Origin of the sequence: Flavobacterium reichenbachii (assembly GCF_002217435.1) — a bacterium.
GTDB classification, from domain to species: Bacteria; Bacteroidota; Bacteroidia; order Flavobacteriales; family Flavobacteriaceae; genus Flavobacterium; species Flavobacterium reichenbachii.
The window spans coordinates 79,015-93,798 of record NZ_MUHF01000037.1 but is presented as its reverse complement, the minus strand read 5'-3'; the positions used below and the strand labels follow the sequence as shown (position 1 = coordinate 93,798).

At 32.6% G+C, this 14,784-nt stretch carries 13 protein-coding genes; 5 read left to right on the top strand and 8 right to left on the bottom strand.

The window, feature by feature from the left end; all coding sequences use genetic code 11:
- Positions 1 to 39: 39 nt before the first annotated feature.
- The 5 genes from B0A68_RS23465 (at position 40) to B0A68_RS23445 (ending at position 3,551) form a co-directional block, all read left to right on the top strand.
- Positions 40 to 753 (top strand): tRNA threonylcarbamoyladenosine dehydratase, encoded by a 714-nt coding sequence (locus B0A68_RS23465; protein ID WP_035681307.1) that lies wholly within the window; start codon positions 40 to 42, stop codon positions 751 to 753.
- 129 nt (positions 754 to 882) lie between these two features.
- On the top strand, positions 883 to 1,545 hold the full coding sequence (locus B0A68_RS23460; protein ID WP_035681305.1) for an HAD family hydrolase: 663 nt from the start codon (positions 883 to 885) through the stop codon (positions 1,543 to 1,545).
- 72 nt (positions 1,546 to 1,617) lie between these two features.
- Complete coding sequence (locus tag B0A68_RS23455) at positions 1,618 to 2,460, top strand: DUF2911 domain-containing protein (RefSeq protein ID WP_035681303.1); 843 nt, start codon at positions 1,618 to 1,620, stop codon at positions 2,458 to 2,460.
- A 150-nt stretch (positions 2,461 to 2,610) separates the two neighbouring features.
- Positions 2,611 to 3,135 carry a TetR/AcrR family transcriptional regulator gene (locus B0A68_RS23450; RefSeq protein ID WP_035681300.1) on the top strand — a complete coding sequence of 175 codons (525 nt, stop codon included), beginning with the start codon at positions 2,611 to 2,613 and terminating at the stop codon, positions 3,133 to 3,135.
- Positions 3,136 to 3,137: 2 nt separating this feature from the next.
- Entirely contained in the window at positions 3,138 to 3,551 is a 414-nt protein-coding gene (locus B0A68_RS23445) for a nuclear transport factor 2 family protein (protein WP_035681298.1), read from the top strand.
- Between the two features lie 16 nt (positions 3,552 to 3,567).
- Here B0A68_RS23445 and B0A68_RS23440 read toward each other — a convergent pair whose 3' ends face one another.
- The 8 genes from B0A68_RS23440 to B0A68_RS23405 form a co-directional block, all read right to left on the bottom strand.
- The gene (locus B0A68_RS23440) at positions 3,568 to 4,194 is read right to left on the bottom strand and encodes an MCP four helix bundle domain-containing protein (RefSeq protein ID WP_035681296.1); all 627 of its coding nucleotides are present in this window, start codon (positions 4,192 to 4,194) and stop codon (positions 3,568 to 3,570) included.
- A gap of 91 nt (positions 4,195 to 4,285) precedes the next feature.
- A complete protein-coding gene (locus B0A68_RS23435; protein ID WP_051892439.1) occupies positions 4,286 to 5,014 on the bottom strand; it encodes an alpha/beta hydrolase in 729 nt (242 codons plus the stop codon).
- 172 nt (positions 5,015 to 5,186) lie between these two features.
- Positions 5,187 to 5,675: a hypothetical protein gene (locus B0A68_RS23430; RefSeq protein ID WP_035681293.1), complete on the bottom strand. Its 489-nt coding sequence runs from the start codon at positions 5,673 to 5,675 to the stop codon at positions 5,187 to 5,189.
- Positions 5,676 to 5,731: 56 nt separating this feature from the next.
- On the bottom strand, positions 5,732 to 7,447 hold the full coding sequence (locus B0A68_RS23425; protein ID WP_035681292.1) for a sodium:solute symporter: 1,716 nt from the start codon (positions 7,445 to 7,447) through the stop codon (positions 5,732 to 5,734).
- Positions 7,448 to 7,560: 113 nt separating this feature from the next.
- Complete coding sequence (locus B0A68_RS23420; RefSeq protein WP_035681291.1) at positions 7,561 to 10,092, bottom strand: PIG-L family deacetylase; 2,532 nt, start codon at positions 10,090 to 10,092, stop codon at positions 7,561 to 7,563.
- Between the two features lie 300 nt (positions 10,093 to 10,392).
- Entirely contained in the window at positions 10,393 to 12,015 is a 1,623-nt protein-coding gene (locus B0A68_RS23415) for an LVIVD repeat-containing protein (protein ID WP_035681290.1), read from the bottom strand.
- Positions 12,016 to 12,232: 217 nt separating this feature from the next.
- Positions 12,233 to 12,748: a hypothetical protein gene (locus B0A68_RS23410; protein WP_035681288.1), complete on the bottom strand. Its 516-nt coding sequence runs from the start codon at positions 12,746 to 12,748 to the stop codon at positions 12,233 to 12,235.
- A 197-nt stretch (positions 12,749 to 12,945) separates the two neighbouring features.
- Positions 12,946 to 14,745, bottom strand: coding sequence for a hypothetical protein (locus B0A68_RS23405; protein WP_316930959.1), 1,800 nt, complete (start codon positions 14,743 to 14,745; stop codon positions 12,946 to 12,948).
- Positions 14,746 to 14,784 lie beyond the last annotated feature (39 nt).

The following is a 14,784-nucleotide window of genomic DNA, read 5'->3' as shown; positions in this document are numbered from 1 at the left end:
TCAAAAACTCAAATACAATAAATAAACAAAAGAATATATATGGCAGAGTGGACAGAAAGAGCCGAGCTTTTATTTACAAAAGAAGGATTAGAAAATTTACAAAACTCGAATGTTTTGGTAGTTGGTTTAGGTGGTGTTGGATCATTTGCAGCCGAGTTTTTAGCAAGAGCCGGAGTAGGAAGTATGACAATTGTAGATGGGGATGTAGTAGATATTACCAATATTAACAGACAACTTCCAGCACTGCATTCGACCGTAGGCGAAGCAAAAATCAAAATTGTCGGCGATCGTTTAATGGATATTAACCCTGAATTAAAACTAACCCGAGTACAGGAATTTCTTTCTCCTGAGCGTGCCTTTGAAATCGTTTCTTCAGATTTTGATTATGTTTTGGACTGTATTGACAGTATTACGCCAAAATTGAATTTGATAATGGCCGCAAAACGAAAAAGAGTAAAAATTATAAGCAGTATGGGTGCGGGAGGCAAGATGCTGGCTTCTAAAGTAAAGGTTACAGATATTTCTAAAACTATAAACTGTTATTTTTCTAAAACAATTAGAAGACGTCTGAAAGAAGTAAAAATTAATAAACTGAAAGTGGTTTTTTCTTCTGAAATTCAAGATGAAAAAAGTTTAAAACTAACTGATGGAAAAAATTTCAAAAAGTCTTTTTACGGAACAAACAGTTATATGCCGGGTTTATTTGGACTTCATGTCGCTGAAACTGTAATCCGTCACCTACTTAAGAAATAATGTTGTTTCAGGTTTACTTTATTTCAGGTTTCAAGTTCTGAAATTGTGTAAACAAAAAAGCACGAACTAACACACCTCTACAGAAAACCTTTGATCTTTGAGCCTTAAAACCTTAGTACCTTAAAAAAAATGATTAAAACAGTAATTTTTGATATGGACGGCGTTATTGTCGATACAGAACCCGTTCATCGTTATGCATATTACCTCCAATTTTCGGAATTAAATATTGAAGTTCCTGAAGAAATGTACACTTCCTTTACAGGATTTTCTACTCGAAATACTTTTCAGGCACTCAAAGGTTTTTTTCCTTCTGTAGAACAAGAAGTTGAAGATTTGATTCAGCGTAAGCGAAATATTTTTAATGATGCTTTTGATACCAAAGCGGACTTATATTTATTAGAAGGTGTCGAGGATTTGATTAAAGATTTATATGCTAGCGGTATACAGTTAATTTTAGCTTCTTCTGCATCAAAAGTAACAATTGAGCGTGTCTTTACACGTTTTAATCTGCATCAGTATTTTACAGATATTGTAAGCGGAGAAGATTTTCCTCAGTCCAAACCAAATCCCGCAATATTTCTGCATGCAGCTTCACTTTCAAAAGCACCAAAAGAAAATTGTATTGTTATCGAAGACAGCACCAATGGCGTTAAAGCGGCCAAAGCTGCCGGTATTTTTTGCATAGGATATAACAGTCATCATTCTAAATTGCAAGACTTGTCAGCCGCAGATTTGATAATTAATCATTTTAATGAGCTAAATGCTGAAAAAATATCACAGTTAGGTGTCTGAATTATATAAAAATTAACATTTGTTCGGTATTTGAATTTGTAATTTTGACAAAAAACAAAACAAACTGAGAGTATGAAAAAACTATTTATCGCATTAGCCATCATTTTGGCTTCTTATACTGTAGAAGCGCAAATAAAAACACCACAGGCGAGTCCTAAAGCTTATATAAAACAAACTGTTGGTTTAACAGATGTAGAAGTTACTTATTCCAGACCAGGTGCAAGAGGAAGAGCAGTTTTTGGAAATTTAGTTCCGTTTGGTAAATTATGGAGAACAGGTGCTAACGAAAATACAATCATTAATTTTAGTGATGACGTTATCATTGATGGTAAAACGTTAAAGAAAGGAAAATATTCAATTTATACTATCCCTAAAATTGAAAGCTGGGAAGTGATTTTTTATCTTTCTACTGACAATTGGGGATTACCAGAAAGCTGGAATGATGCTTATGTAGCTTTAAGAACTACTGTAAAAGAAGATGCTTTACCAACACCATTAGAGACATTTACTATAGGAATTAATGGTTTGGATCCAAATTTTGCTTATTTGGAAATGGCTTGGGAAAACTCTCATGTTTCTTTAAAATTTGAGGTTCCTACAGCAAAAACGGCAACAGCAAGTATTCAAAAGACTTTGGGAGGACCAACATCTAATGATTATTATGCAGCAGCACAATATTTATTTCAATCAAACGGGAATATCGAAACGGCTCGAATTTATGTAGATAAAGCATTAGATATGAGTACAGATAAACCTTATTTTATATCAAGATTAAAATCGTTGATTCAGGCAAAACAAGGTGATAAAAAAGGAGCTATAGAAACTGCAAAAGCTTCATTAGCCGCTTCTGAAGCAGCCAATAATCAGGATTATGTAAAAATGAACAAAGACAGTATTGCTGAGTGGAGCAGATAAGGTTTCAATTCTCAATAAAAAATACAAATTCCAAAGCTTTCGGCTTTGGATTTTTTTTTGCTTTGACTTGAATCAATTTATAAATAAATAGACAGACCTGTCTGTTTGTTTATTTAAATTAGTTATATTTGCTTTTATAATTATTGAGTTATGCAGCCAAAAGAGAGAATTTTAGAGAAGACATTTATTTTATTTCATAAGCAGGGTTATAACGCTACAGGCATTAATCAAATTATTGAAGAGGCAAAAGTTGCTAAAGCGAGTTTCTATCAGCATTTTAAATCGAAGGAAGATTTGTGTGTTGCCTTTTTAAACCAGCGTCACTTTTTTTGGTTTGAAGAACTGAAGAAATTTACAGATCATGAAGAAGACTTAAAATCAAAAGTTTTAGCATCGTTTGACTTCTTAATTTATATGAATAAAAATGAAAATTTCAGAGGATGCAGTTTTCTAAATATTCTATCAGAAATTCAATCGGATAACATCAAAATTCTAAATGTAATTCAAAGCCATAAAGGCGATCTGCGTTCATACTTTACCGATATTTTAAAAGATATTCTTTTATCGGATCATGTGTATTTACTTTTTGAAAGCTGTATTATCGAAAGCCAGCTTTTTAAATCGAATCAACTTATTGAACAAACAAAAAAAATTATTCAAACTTTAAATTTCTAATTATGGAACAAAAACTGCCACTGCCGCCTTTTACGTATGAAACAGCAATAGAAAAAATTCAATTAGCAGAAGATGCCTGGAACAGTCAGGATCCCGAGCGAGTTTCAAAAGCTTATACTCCAGACAGTGAATGGAGAAATAGAAATCAATTTGTAAACGGAAGGAAAGAAATTGTCTTGTTTTTGACTGAAAAATGGAAAAAAGAGAAAAATTATATACTAAAAAAAGAATATTGGGCACATACCGAAAATAGAATTGCAGTTCGATTTGAATATGAATATCAGGATATTGACGGAAATTGGTTTAGAGCTTACGGAAATGAAAACTGGGAATTTGACTCAAACGGTTTATTGCAAAAAAGATTTGCAAGCATAAATGATCTTTCGATAAAGGAAGAAGAAAGAAAGCTGCGATAGAATTTTGCAAAAATTATCAATTTAAACTAGGGGGTTCCGGTATTCTGATTGTCTTCTTTTTCTTTATAATTAATAAGTAAAAGGTAATGCCCCCTAAAATAATTAATAGAGCAATCTGAAGCTTCCCTAAACCATTATTGCCACTGTACATTGAATTGGCGATGGCAACTTTTGATTTCCCTTCGTTAACCTGAATTGCAGATAACAATTCTAAAGTTATCAAAGCGTTTTCACTGGACTGTGAGATCTCTTTCCAATTTTTATTTTTTGCATGTTTGTTAATTTCACGGCAGGAATTTAAGAAGGCTTCAAAATATAGTTTTTCTTTTGGTGTTAAAACAGTTTTAGAATATAGATTGTCAATAGTATGAATGATTTTTAAGGTACTTATAATTTCTTCTTTTTTAACAGTATCGCTCAAATCCAGTCTTTCTGCTTCTGCTTTAATGAAATGAAGTTCTTTAGAATATTGAAAAATATACTGGGTGACTACCAAACGGTCTTTGTAAATCGCATTAATATTTTCGTTGACGTTTTTAGAATTCTGCAGCGTATTAAAATTTGTCAAAATAATAATCAGCATTACAATCAGTAATATGAAAGCAGCTTTTGTTTTATTACTGTATTTTTTATGATCTTTCATTTTTTTAAGCTGTATAGCAGGTAGTTAAATCAAAGATAAATATTTTAGTGAATTGTAAATATATTTATTAAGCCGAGATTTTAATCCAGAATTATTTTATGAAATCTAAAATAATTCTTAAGGTTTCAGATTGCTGTTTTTCACGGGAAATTCTGGCAGAATTATCTCCAAACTGAAAACCATAATATCCAAATTGAGCATGGTTTGCACCATCTATTTTTACAAATTTTGCTGTATCAGGAAGTTTAGATTTATTTTTAAAAATTGTATGTTCATCAGCAACGCCATCATCGGAACCGTAGATTTTTAAAATCGGAGTTTTACTTTCGGCAAGAGAAAAATCTCTGGGATGTGTTGTTCCAATTAGGATCAATTTATTAATTAGTGAGGGATTTTCGTAAACAAATTGAGCGGCCATTTTTGCACCCTGCGAATGACCTGCTAAAATATAAGTTTTGGTTTTATCTGATAATAATTTAAGCTCAATAGGAAGTTTGTAGCCATTAGCAGCAAGCCTCCAGGGCATCTTAATTAAATATACTTTGATATTATTTTTTGAAATTTTCCTGCATAAAGGCACATATGCTTTTGGATCAACCATCGCGCCCGGATAGAAAATTAATACTTTAGAATAGGATATAGAAGGTTCGAATAAAAAGTAATTTTTGTCATTGTAAACTTTTATTCTATCGTCACTCTTAAAATTAAAGTCGGCAACTCCTTTTGACTGATAAGAATAAATTAACCACGCAGTAAAAGACATTGCTAAAAAGAACCAGACTCTTTTTAGTATTTTTATGATTCTATTTTTTTTTACCATTATCAATAATTAAATTAGAATTAAAAATAAAAGTAATTAAAATTTTGATAAATTATTGAATTGTAGGTGTTTAATTGTTTTTAGCTATTTCCTTGTTGTATAAATAAAAGACACATAAAAAAAGCTGTCAAAAATTAAATTTAAAATAGTACAGTAGAGTTTAGTGGGATTATTAAAATGACTTTTTATGCTGCTTTATTAATTTCAGCGTTTCTTCGTTAATAATTTTTGCAGCTCTTGATAAGAAAAACGGACTTACACATTCTGCATAATTTATATAAACCAGATGATCATCATCTTCTAAATTTTTATTTTCTTTAGCTGCTCTTTCATAGCTTTCCATTCCATCAATCATATAAACAGGATTTCCTTCCCTATAAAGTTGTGTTGCAATACCTCTTAATAAATCTTCACCTGCGGTTTGTACTTCTTTTTCGGGAAATGATAAAAGCAGCATACAATGGCTTAAATCACACACATCGGTTCTTTTGAATTTAGGATATTTTTCAAAAAAAATCGCACCTTGATTCAAATTTTCAAAACATTTAGTGTACAGCTTCTCTGAGATTGAATTACCCTGAAATATTGAATCTTGAGCATTTTGGCTATATACATGCAGGCAAAAACTAAATAGCAAAATTAAAACAAACCTTTGATTCATAAAATTACAGATTTTAATGAAAAATTAGAATAGATTGATTTAAAGAAAAATCTACGCTATTCTGCAATATCAACTTTTTGTTTCCTGAAAAATAATAACTGCATCAGTAAAGACAAAACAATAGTAAGGATGGCACCAATAAAATTAAGCCATAAATATCCTAGTTTTTCTTGTTCGTAAATCATATAATAATAAATACCAAAAATAGTAAGCTGACTAATTATAGCACTATAAAACATTGGTTTTGCCTGAACTCTGCGAAGATAAAATCCGACTAGAAAGATTCCCAAAACGGTTCCGTAGAAAATAGATCCAATAATATTTACAAGCTGAATTAAATTCTCAAATAATGTACCTACACATGCAAAAAGTATGGCTATAATTCCCCAGAAAAGAGTGAAAAATTTAGTAGCATTCAGATAATGTTTCTCTGATTTCTCTGTTTTTAGGTTTCTTTTATAAATATCAATTGCTGTAGTAGAGGCCAGCGCATTTAATCCAGAAGCTGTTGAAGACATTGCAGCCGAAAGAATAACAGCAAGCAGCAGTCCAATTAATCCTTTTGGCAAATAATGCAGGATAAAATGAAAAAAGACATAATCTTTGTCATTGGTTTCACTTGTACTGTCGGCTTTTGAGATAATTTCTTTGGCACGATCTCGTAAATCTTTTTCTTTATTAGACAAAGCAACCAATTCTTTGCGCAAGATAGGATTGTCATAATCCTGATTTAACTGATCAATATACAACAGGTTAATTACTTTTTTATCTTCAGAAAGTGTATTTAATTTTTTTTCTAAAGCATGATATTCTTCTTTAAAAGCAGATTTTTCTATTACAAGCTTATTATTTGGATTAAAATTTAAAGGAACCGGATTGAATTGAAAAAATACAAATACCATAACTCCCGTCAATAAAATAAAGAATTGCATAGGTACTTTTAAAAGTCCGTTCATAATAAGTCCCATCTGGCTTTCTCGAACTGATTTTCCAGATAAATAGCGCCCAACCTGTGATTGATCTGTTCCAAAATAAGCAAGAGCCAGAAAGAATCCTCCGGTAATACCACTCCAAAAAGTGTATTTTTCTTCTGGATCAAAAGAAAAATTTACAATATTCATTTTATCATTTGCACCAGCGATATGCAGAGCACTTGTAAAAGTCATATCGTTTGGGAGGTAATGTAAAATAAGGAAAAACGTAATGAGCATTCCAGACATAATAACAAACATCTGCTGCTTTTGTGTCACGTTTACTGCCTTTGTTCCCCCGGAAAAAGTATAAACAATAACCATTAATCCGATTATGATATTCATTATGGTAAGATTCCATCCCAAAAGAGCCGATAAAATAATAGCAGGAGCATAGATTGTCAATCCTGTTCCTAAACCTCTTTGAACCAAAAATAATATGGCAGCAAGTGATCGTGTTTTAACATCAAAACGTTTTTCCAGAAATTCATAAGCTGTAAATACTTTGTTTTTATGATAAAGCGGAATAAAAGTTACACAGATCACAATCATGGCAATCGGCAGTCCAAAATAGAATTGCACAAAACCCATTCCGTCATGATATGCCTGCCCGGGAGTTGATAAGAAAGTTATAGCACTGGCTTGTGTTGCCATTACAGAAAGTCCGACGGTATACCAAGGAGTTTCGTTATTTCCTAAAATAAAATCTTCGACGTTTTTGCTTCCCTTTGTTTTCCAAGATCCGTAGCCAACAATAAATAAAAGCGTGACAATTAATACGATCCAATCAAATAACTGCATAGGTTAAGAATATAATTGCATGATTAAGAAAAAAATCAGAATGTAAACTGCGTTGGCTACTAAAACATAAGTGTAGCTTTTTTTCCATTTTTTTGTTTTTTTTGCTTCCATTTTTATTGCTTTATTTCTTGTTTGGGAGCTTCAATTGGCTGTTTTAACGAGATCATATTTGATAACAATCTATAAGCACCAACAACACCTTCAGGAAGTTCTCTAAAAAAACTTAAACCAGTGTAAATGTAATATCCTTTTCCGTATGGTGCGACCAATAAAGCACCATTTTTTGCAGATTCTCCTTTGTCATGAGATGAGATAATAGGAGTGAAGGCAGAATCGTATTCATTTGGGTAATACAAACCCTGTTCTTGTGTCCATCCTTCAAAATCCTTTGAGGTAATTTTATTAGGAGTATTTAAAACCGGGTGATTTGGCGCCAGAAAAGTAACTTTTGCATTTTCTTCTGTTACACGATCATTTGAAATTTTTAAAGGATACGGCGCTAATTGATTCGTTACTGTTTTACCAAATGTATTGTACTGCACAATCATGTTTTTACCGCTTTTCACAAAATTAAAAAGTATATTTTGTTTGTTTGCAAGTGCGTTTACAGTGTTGTACGCACGAATTCCCGTAATTACTACGTTAAACGAATCTAATTTTTCGGGTGTAATTTCTTCTGGTTTTAAAATGGTTACTTTATATCCCATTTGCGCTAGACTTTCCGGAACTTCGTCACCAGCTCCCATAATATATGCAATGGCATCTCCAGAGGTTTTTAGATCAATTCTTATTGCTTTTGATTCCGCTGGTTTTAGCACCATTTGTTTGGTAATATGAGAGAAATCAATAACAGTTTCATCTTTGTCAAAACGTTTGTTATCAACTGTTGCAACCGCTCTTAAAACTGTTTCTTCTGGATTGACCGGCGGTGTAACTTCAAAATAAAAAATTTGATCATTTCCTTTTTTTGCCAAAGAAAATGCAATTTGTTTTGGAGATACCAGCCAGTTTTTTGGAACTTCAAGCTGTAAATTTCCTTCTACCGCATCTTTTCCTGCACGAACTTTTACAGGAACCATTTTACTTTTGATATCTCTGAATATTAAAACTTTTTCTAAAACAGAAGTAGTAACTTCGGGTACAATATCCAGAAAATTATACATTTCGCCTTTTACACCATCATTATATTTATAGACCACTGTACGCTCAAACGGAATTTCTATTGTATTAATCTTTACATTAAAAACAACTTTTACTTCTCTTATAATGTCTGGAATTCCGATGTTTTCCTGATTTAAAACAGTATACATTCCAACTGCTGCTTTTTCTTTTAACCAATAAGGCTGCGTATATTCGATATTTGCCGGAAGTTGTACTTGTAAGCTTATTTTTTGATCATCATTGTTTTTTAAAACAATATTCTGAGGTGTTTTTTTATTATCCGGTAAAGTAATCACGCTGGCCAGCTGCATTTCTATAGAAGTCCTGTTAATCGCTTCTAGGCTTAATTTAATTGTACTTCCGGGTGTAGCTTCTTGCTCGCTTGCCACCGCTTCCAGATATAAACCAGAACAAGAAGCAATAATATTTCTTACGGCTTCAGATTTTAAATTTTTCCAATGATCATCTTGCAAAGCTTCTATCATAGCATAAGCTTTTGCTAAATCTGGAATACTTGCAGACGGATCATTAAAGTTGTATTTTTCTATAATTTTATTGATTAAATCACCAATTGGTTTTCCGTTTTTAACACGGTTCCAACTGGTATCAATACCATCAAATAGATTATCACGGTCGTTTGGCTTATCACCATTGATTAATTCTAAAAATTCAGTTTCCAGACCTCTTACTCCTGTACTTCCAAAACCCTGCGATTGATGACGGCTTCTGCTTAAAGCTGCAATTTCCTGATTAGATTTTCCAATTCCGGTATAATAAACTCCGGTTTCCAATTTTGTAAATTTAGATTTATTGGCAGCATCAAATTTTTCCTGACTTCCATAAAACCACCACGAAGGATTAAAAAACTGGCGTTTTACCTGCCATGGTGTAACATACTTTAATTGTTCCGGATATATTTTAGGATCATTTGTCAAATTAAAACTCTCTATACTCAGCATAGCAGATGACGTGTGATGCCCGTGAGTAGTGCCGGGAGAACGATGATCAAATCGATTGATAATTACATCGGGCTGAAATTTTCTGATTGTCCAAACCACATCGGCTAGAACTTTATCTTTATCCCATATTTGTAAAGTTTCGTTTGGAGTTTTAGAAAAACCAAAATCATTGGCTCGAGAAAAAAATTGCTCGCCTCCATCTATTTTCCTTGCTTCAATAAGTTCCTGAGTTCTTATAACACCTAATAATTCACGCAATTGAGGACCAATTAAATTCTGCCCTCCGTCACCACGCGTAAGAGATAGATATCCCGTTCTAGCATTCATTTCGTTTGCGAGATAAGAAATCAAACGCGTATTTTCGTCGTCAGGATGAGCTGCAACATATAATACAGAACCCAAAAAATTTAATTTTTTTATCTGATTGTAAATTTCTACAGAACTTGGTTTAAGCGGCTGCTGTGCATAAGAAATAGAAATACCAATAAGAAATAGAAGAAAAGTTTTGATTTGATTTTTTCGCATAGGATTAACAAATATTTTTGAAAGAGGCTCAAAAATACTAATTAAATCCTTGAAGAGTATTTAAATGAATTGTTAATGTTTGTTAACAGCATATTTTAATAGAAAAAATAAAAAAAGCTGTCTCAAGGGACAGCTTTTTTTTAAGTGTGGTATTTCTTAGGATTACAGAATTATTTGTTTTTCTGTATTTTATATTTTTTAGAATAATATGTTCTTAAATATTTATAGCAAAAGTATTTTTGTAAGAAATTGGATGCAAATATAAGACATATTTATATTAAATTAAGGTAAAATTATTTTTTATTTTAATTTATTTTCTGTGTCTTTATAAGTACCTGTAATCGTAACATTACTATTTTTAATTACTTTACCATATATTGTTATAGAAGAATCATTTCCAATAAAGTTGATTTTTGCACCGCTGTTCAATCTCAAATCTCCCCAAATTACAACAGAACCTTCAACTTGAAGTGTTGCATTGTTTATGATAAGTTCTGTTGGATTTGCCAATTGGAATTTACCTTGAGAAAAACTTCCTCTCATATTAAAAGTACCACCGCTGTTTAAAGTCAGATTGTTCACGATCGCAATAGAACCGCAATGTGTTAAAACTGCACCAGAATTTACGATAGCCGAATTAATAGCAGTAGCTCCCTGGTATGATTTTACTTCATTAGAATTCAAAATTAAATCTCTGCCCTGATTGTATAATCCGTAAGATAAACAACTTGCAAATGTAGTATTTGGTTTTTCCATCTTAATGATTTTCAAACCACCTGTTCCGCTCGCTACATAAATGTAGTCACCGCTAGATTTTACATAGTTAGAAGAACCAGCAATTCCTAATGCTCCTAATAAGCTCAATTGAGAACCCGTTTGGTAAACATTCAAGCCTAATGCTCCGTTTGCCACAAATGCATAACCATCATTTACAGATACTGCATTTGTTACATTATCTTCTCCTGCAGCAGATACCGAAATTGTTTGTAATTTAGATCCGCTGTTGATGTCATAAATTCCTAATCCATTAGATCCTTCTGATACTAATAATTTTGTACCATCAACATCCATAGTTCTTTTAGCGCCGCTTACATCCGTAGAAGTTGTAAAACTTTTTTGTAATGCAAGTGTAGACTGGTTGTAAACATTAACTCCTTTTGTACCGCTTAAAGTCACAACTTTATCGCTTGTTAATGCAATTGAGCGTAAATCTGCAACAGCTGTTTTTGCTGAAGTTGTTTTGGTAGAAGTGTTCAATTTAAACAAACTTCCGTTATCACCTGTTACTGCAAAATAAGAAGAAGAGTTGGCAGCAACATCTGTTGTAACTCTGCTTTCTAAGTAATTGATTTTATATTTATCTGTAAGAAGACCAGAGCTTAACTCCATATTTATTACAATTGCGGGACTTGTAAGTAAAGGATCTTTATCTACATCTTTTGCAGCTCCTATAATTAAATTCCCGTTAGAGTAGGTAAGAGATGCTATATCTGTATTGGCAATTAAAGCCGAAGTAACTAATTTTGGTTTATAAGGATCAGAAACATCAATTACATCGATAGCTCCTGAGTAAACGTCTCCTCTCATGATATAAGATACATAAGCGTAATTTCCGTTTACCGCCACATGACTTGCCTGCAATGTTTTTCCGTTACTGTCTACCGGTGGTTTTATTTCGGCAATTTGAACTAAAGGAAAAGAAGTAGGAGCATTTGAAGCCGCTAACTTTTGAGTCGAAGAGTTATTTTCTATTGCAATTACTCCAGAATTTGTATAGTCAAGTCTTTGGTTTAAAGAAACTTGGTCTGTCGAAATTGTAATCCCGTTTATTGACTGATTATCAGTCGCATTATCATCGTTATTATCACAGCCTATTAATAAAGACAAAGCTAAAAATGAAAATAAATAAACACTTTTTCTCATGATATAATTTTTTGGTTTTAAAATTCGGTGCAAATGTAAGTTATTTTTATATTAAAAAAAGACATTTTTTGTTAATTGCAAAATAGAACTGATTGTTGTACAGTAACTTACATTATATTCATCGTTTTAACAGATTTTGCCAAAAATTTAGTAATAAAAAAAGAGAGTACCAAATATTTGATACTCTCTCTGCGTCGATAATATGCCCCCAAGCAAATTATCTTCTTCCATGATGATCACGATCGTGATGATCGTGACGATCGTCATGTCGATCGTGTTTGTTATGATGTCTGTTATCATAACGCTTATTATCTCTATGATCCCTGCGATGATCATTATATCCATATGCAGGTCTTGCTCTATAAGGTCTTTGCGGCGCACCGTGATATCCTTTATAATATGTTACTCTATGACGGTCAAAGTTTGCGTAAGGAGTTCTACCGTGATAATCGGTCAAGACTACTTTGTAACCTCCATACAAATCGTAATTTCTATATGGTCTTGGTAAGTATGTTGTTCTTACCCATCTTCCTCCTCCAAAATAAATAAACTGAGAGGCTCTTACATCATAATAAGCTTCAATATCCGGCAGGTAATAGTATTCCATATCAGAATATCCAGAAGGTCCCCAAGCTGGAGGTGTTCCTATATTAACGTTTACAGATACTTGAGCTTGTGTGGCGTTTGCAACCATCAGAAATAATCCTATAATTGCTATTTTTAGTGTTTTCATTTTTTTTGGATTTTAAATGTTAATCTGTTTCTTGTTTGTAGATATTCATATACTGTGCCAAAAAAAATAAAACTGTGTTTTTTGTCGAATAATCGATGTGTTTTGACGACAAAATTCAATGTAATGTTTTTGTAAACTTTTGGTTTTTAATTCATTTGTTAAATTGGTATATTCTAAGAAAAAAGATTATTTTTTTTCTATTGATAGTTGACAACTCTTGGTTTTGCAAGCTCAAAACTCTGCAAACCGTAGTCTGTGGTCTCAAAAGTATTTGTTTTAAAAAGATTATCTCCTTGCTGCGGAATACTTGGATAGTATGAAATTGAAAGCTGAAAGGAACTGAATACTAAATAATCATTACTTATTAATAATCCTAAAGTGACTTTAGAATACGCTTTATCCTTAAACATTGCATTATCCGGACCTCCTAATACAGCAATAGAATAATTAAAAAACGGATTCATACGGAAACCCCAAAGCGCGTGAGGTGCGTATGTTTGGGTCTGCAGCGACAAAACCATTTTACTGGTTCCGTACAAAGCACTATTAAATCCTGCAAGACCATTCTGCTCGTTAATATTCAATTCGTCTCCGATAATATTTTCTCGATTCATACCAACCACTACCTTCGGATTAATAAACTGTCTCAATTTCCATTTACCAATAGAAAATAGCTTTGTAAAGTAATTTGATTCAAGTAAAAAAGAAGTTTCATACGTTTTTGATTGATGAAAAAAGGTACCGCCTTCTAAATTAAAACTCAAAAATCCCCACCTGTAGTAGTTTCCAAAAGAAAACTGTCCGCCCACGTATGGCCGCCAAAAAGTGTTTTTATATTGATATCCGAAGGTGATACCATAAATTCTTCCTACAGGTACATCTTCTGTCTGTCCATTTCTAAAAATATAAGAATCTTTGATAAACTTTCGCGAATTAAGTCCAACACCGCTCAAAATCAATTTTTCATCAGAATAAAAGTGAGTAGGGTCGTAGAGTTCATCGGGCATTTCCGTATAATCTTTATTTAAGAAACGAGCAGTTACTACCAAATTGGTAATTCCCATTCTGTTATCTTCAAAAACTTTAGTCGCCTTTCCTGCCCAAAAATCCTGAAAATTATGTTTAAAAGGCTGAAATGAATAAGATGAATCCGGAGCCTGCAGACTGTCTCTTCTAAAAACCTGTCCAGCAGCTGCACCGCCGGCCCATTTAGTTAATGGAGAGTAAAAATCGCGCTCTATTTCTATACTTTTAGTATAGTTATTATCCAAATCCATTTCATAATGAAGTACCGCTCCTATATAAGTGTTTTTAATATTAGGAACCGTATACGTAACGTTATTACCATTTGCTCCATCACTAAAACGATTGGTAAAGCGGTATTCCAGTTGTTGACCCGAACCAAAGAAATCTTTCTCTTTGATTCCGGTAGAAATCCTGCTGCCAGACACAGAAAATCGCGGAATTGTACTCCAGGAATCCAAAACACGTATAGTAACATCTACAGAATCAGCATTTTTTCCTACTGATTCATTAGAAATTCTAACAGCAGTTACATACCTCTGAGAACGTATTAAACGTTCAGATTCCTGAACTTTGTAACTGTCGTAAGGCACATTTCTTTTAAATAATAACAAATTATAAATAGCAATCTTTTTTGTTTTTAAATGAAGTCGATTTCCTGTGCGTTCTCCCCAATTCCTAGGCTGCAGCGTAGAATCTGTAACAGATTGCCCAAACGGATCGAGTGTAATAATATTTATTTTTCTAATTATTTTACCATCGTAACGTGTAGCATCTGTAGGTACAATAACTTCCTTTTTTTTGGGTTTGGCAGATCTAAAAAGAAGCTTATGAAGTGTCTGCGTAAATTTACTTTTCTTAGAATAATTTTTTATTTTGGTATAAACTGCCGCACTGTCTTTCTTTACAGGTTCTTTTTTTGTTTTTTTTACCTGCGCGGTAATACCTTGCAGACAAAAGCAGAGCAAAATCAAAATAAATATTTTTTTGTTAACACACATGGATAATATTTC

Coding starts and splice junctions, on each gene's coding strand:
- B0A68_RS23420 (WP_035681291.1), bottom strand. CDS start 10,092: ATGCGAAAAAATCAAATCAAAACTTTTCTTCTATTTCTTATTGGTATT.
- B0A68_RS23460 (WP_035681305.1), top strand. CDS start 883: ATGATTAAAACAGTAATTTTTGATATGGACGGCGTTATTGTCGATACA.
- B0A68_RS23450 (WP_035681300.1), top strand. CDS start 2,611: ATGCAGCCAAAAGAGAGAATTTTAGAGAAGACATTTATTTTATTTCAT.
- B0A68_RS23410 (WP_035681288.1), bottom strand. CDS start 12,748: ATGAAAACACTAAAAATAGCAATTATAGGATTATTTCTGATGGTTGCA.
- B0A68_RS23435 (WP_051892439.1), bottom strand. CDS start 5,014: ATGGTAAAAAAAAATAGAATCATAAAAATACTAAAAAGAGTCTGGTTC.
- B0A68_RS23415 (WP_035681290.1), bottom strand. CDS start 12,015: ATGAGAAAAAGTGTTTATTTATTTTCATTTTTAGCTTTGTCTTTATTA.
- B0A68_RS23455 (WP_035681303.1), top strand. CDS start 1,618: ATGAAAAAACTATTTATCGCATTAGCCATCATTTTGGCTTCTTATACT.
- B0A68_RS23440 (WP_035681296.1), bottom strand. CDS start 4,194: ATGAAAGATCATAAAAAATACAGTAATAAAACAAAAGCTGCTTTCATA.
- B0A68_RS23425 (WP_035681292.1), bottom strand. CDS start 7,447: ATGCAGTTATTTGATTGGATCGTATTAATTGTCACGCTTTTATTTATT.
- B0A68_RS23430 (WP_035681293.1), bottom strand. CDS start 5,675: ATGAATCAAAGGTTTGTTTTAATTTTGCTATTTAGTTTTTGCCTGCAT.
- B0A68_RS23445 (WP_035681298.1), top strand. CDS start 3,138: ATGGAACAAAAACTGCCACTGCCGCCTTTTACGTATGAAACAGCAATA.
- B0A68_RS23465 (WP_035681307.1), top strand. CDS start 40: ATGGCAGAGTGGACAGAAAGAGCCGAGCTTTTATTTACAAAAGAAGGA.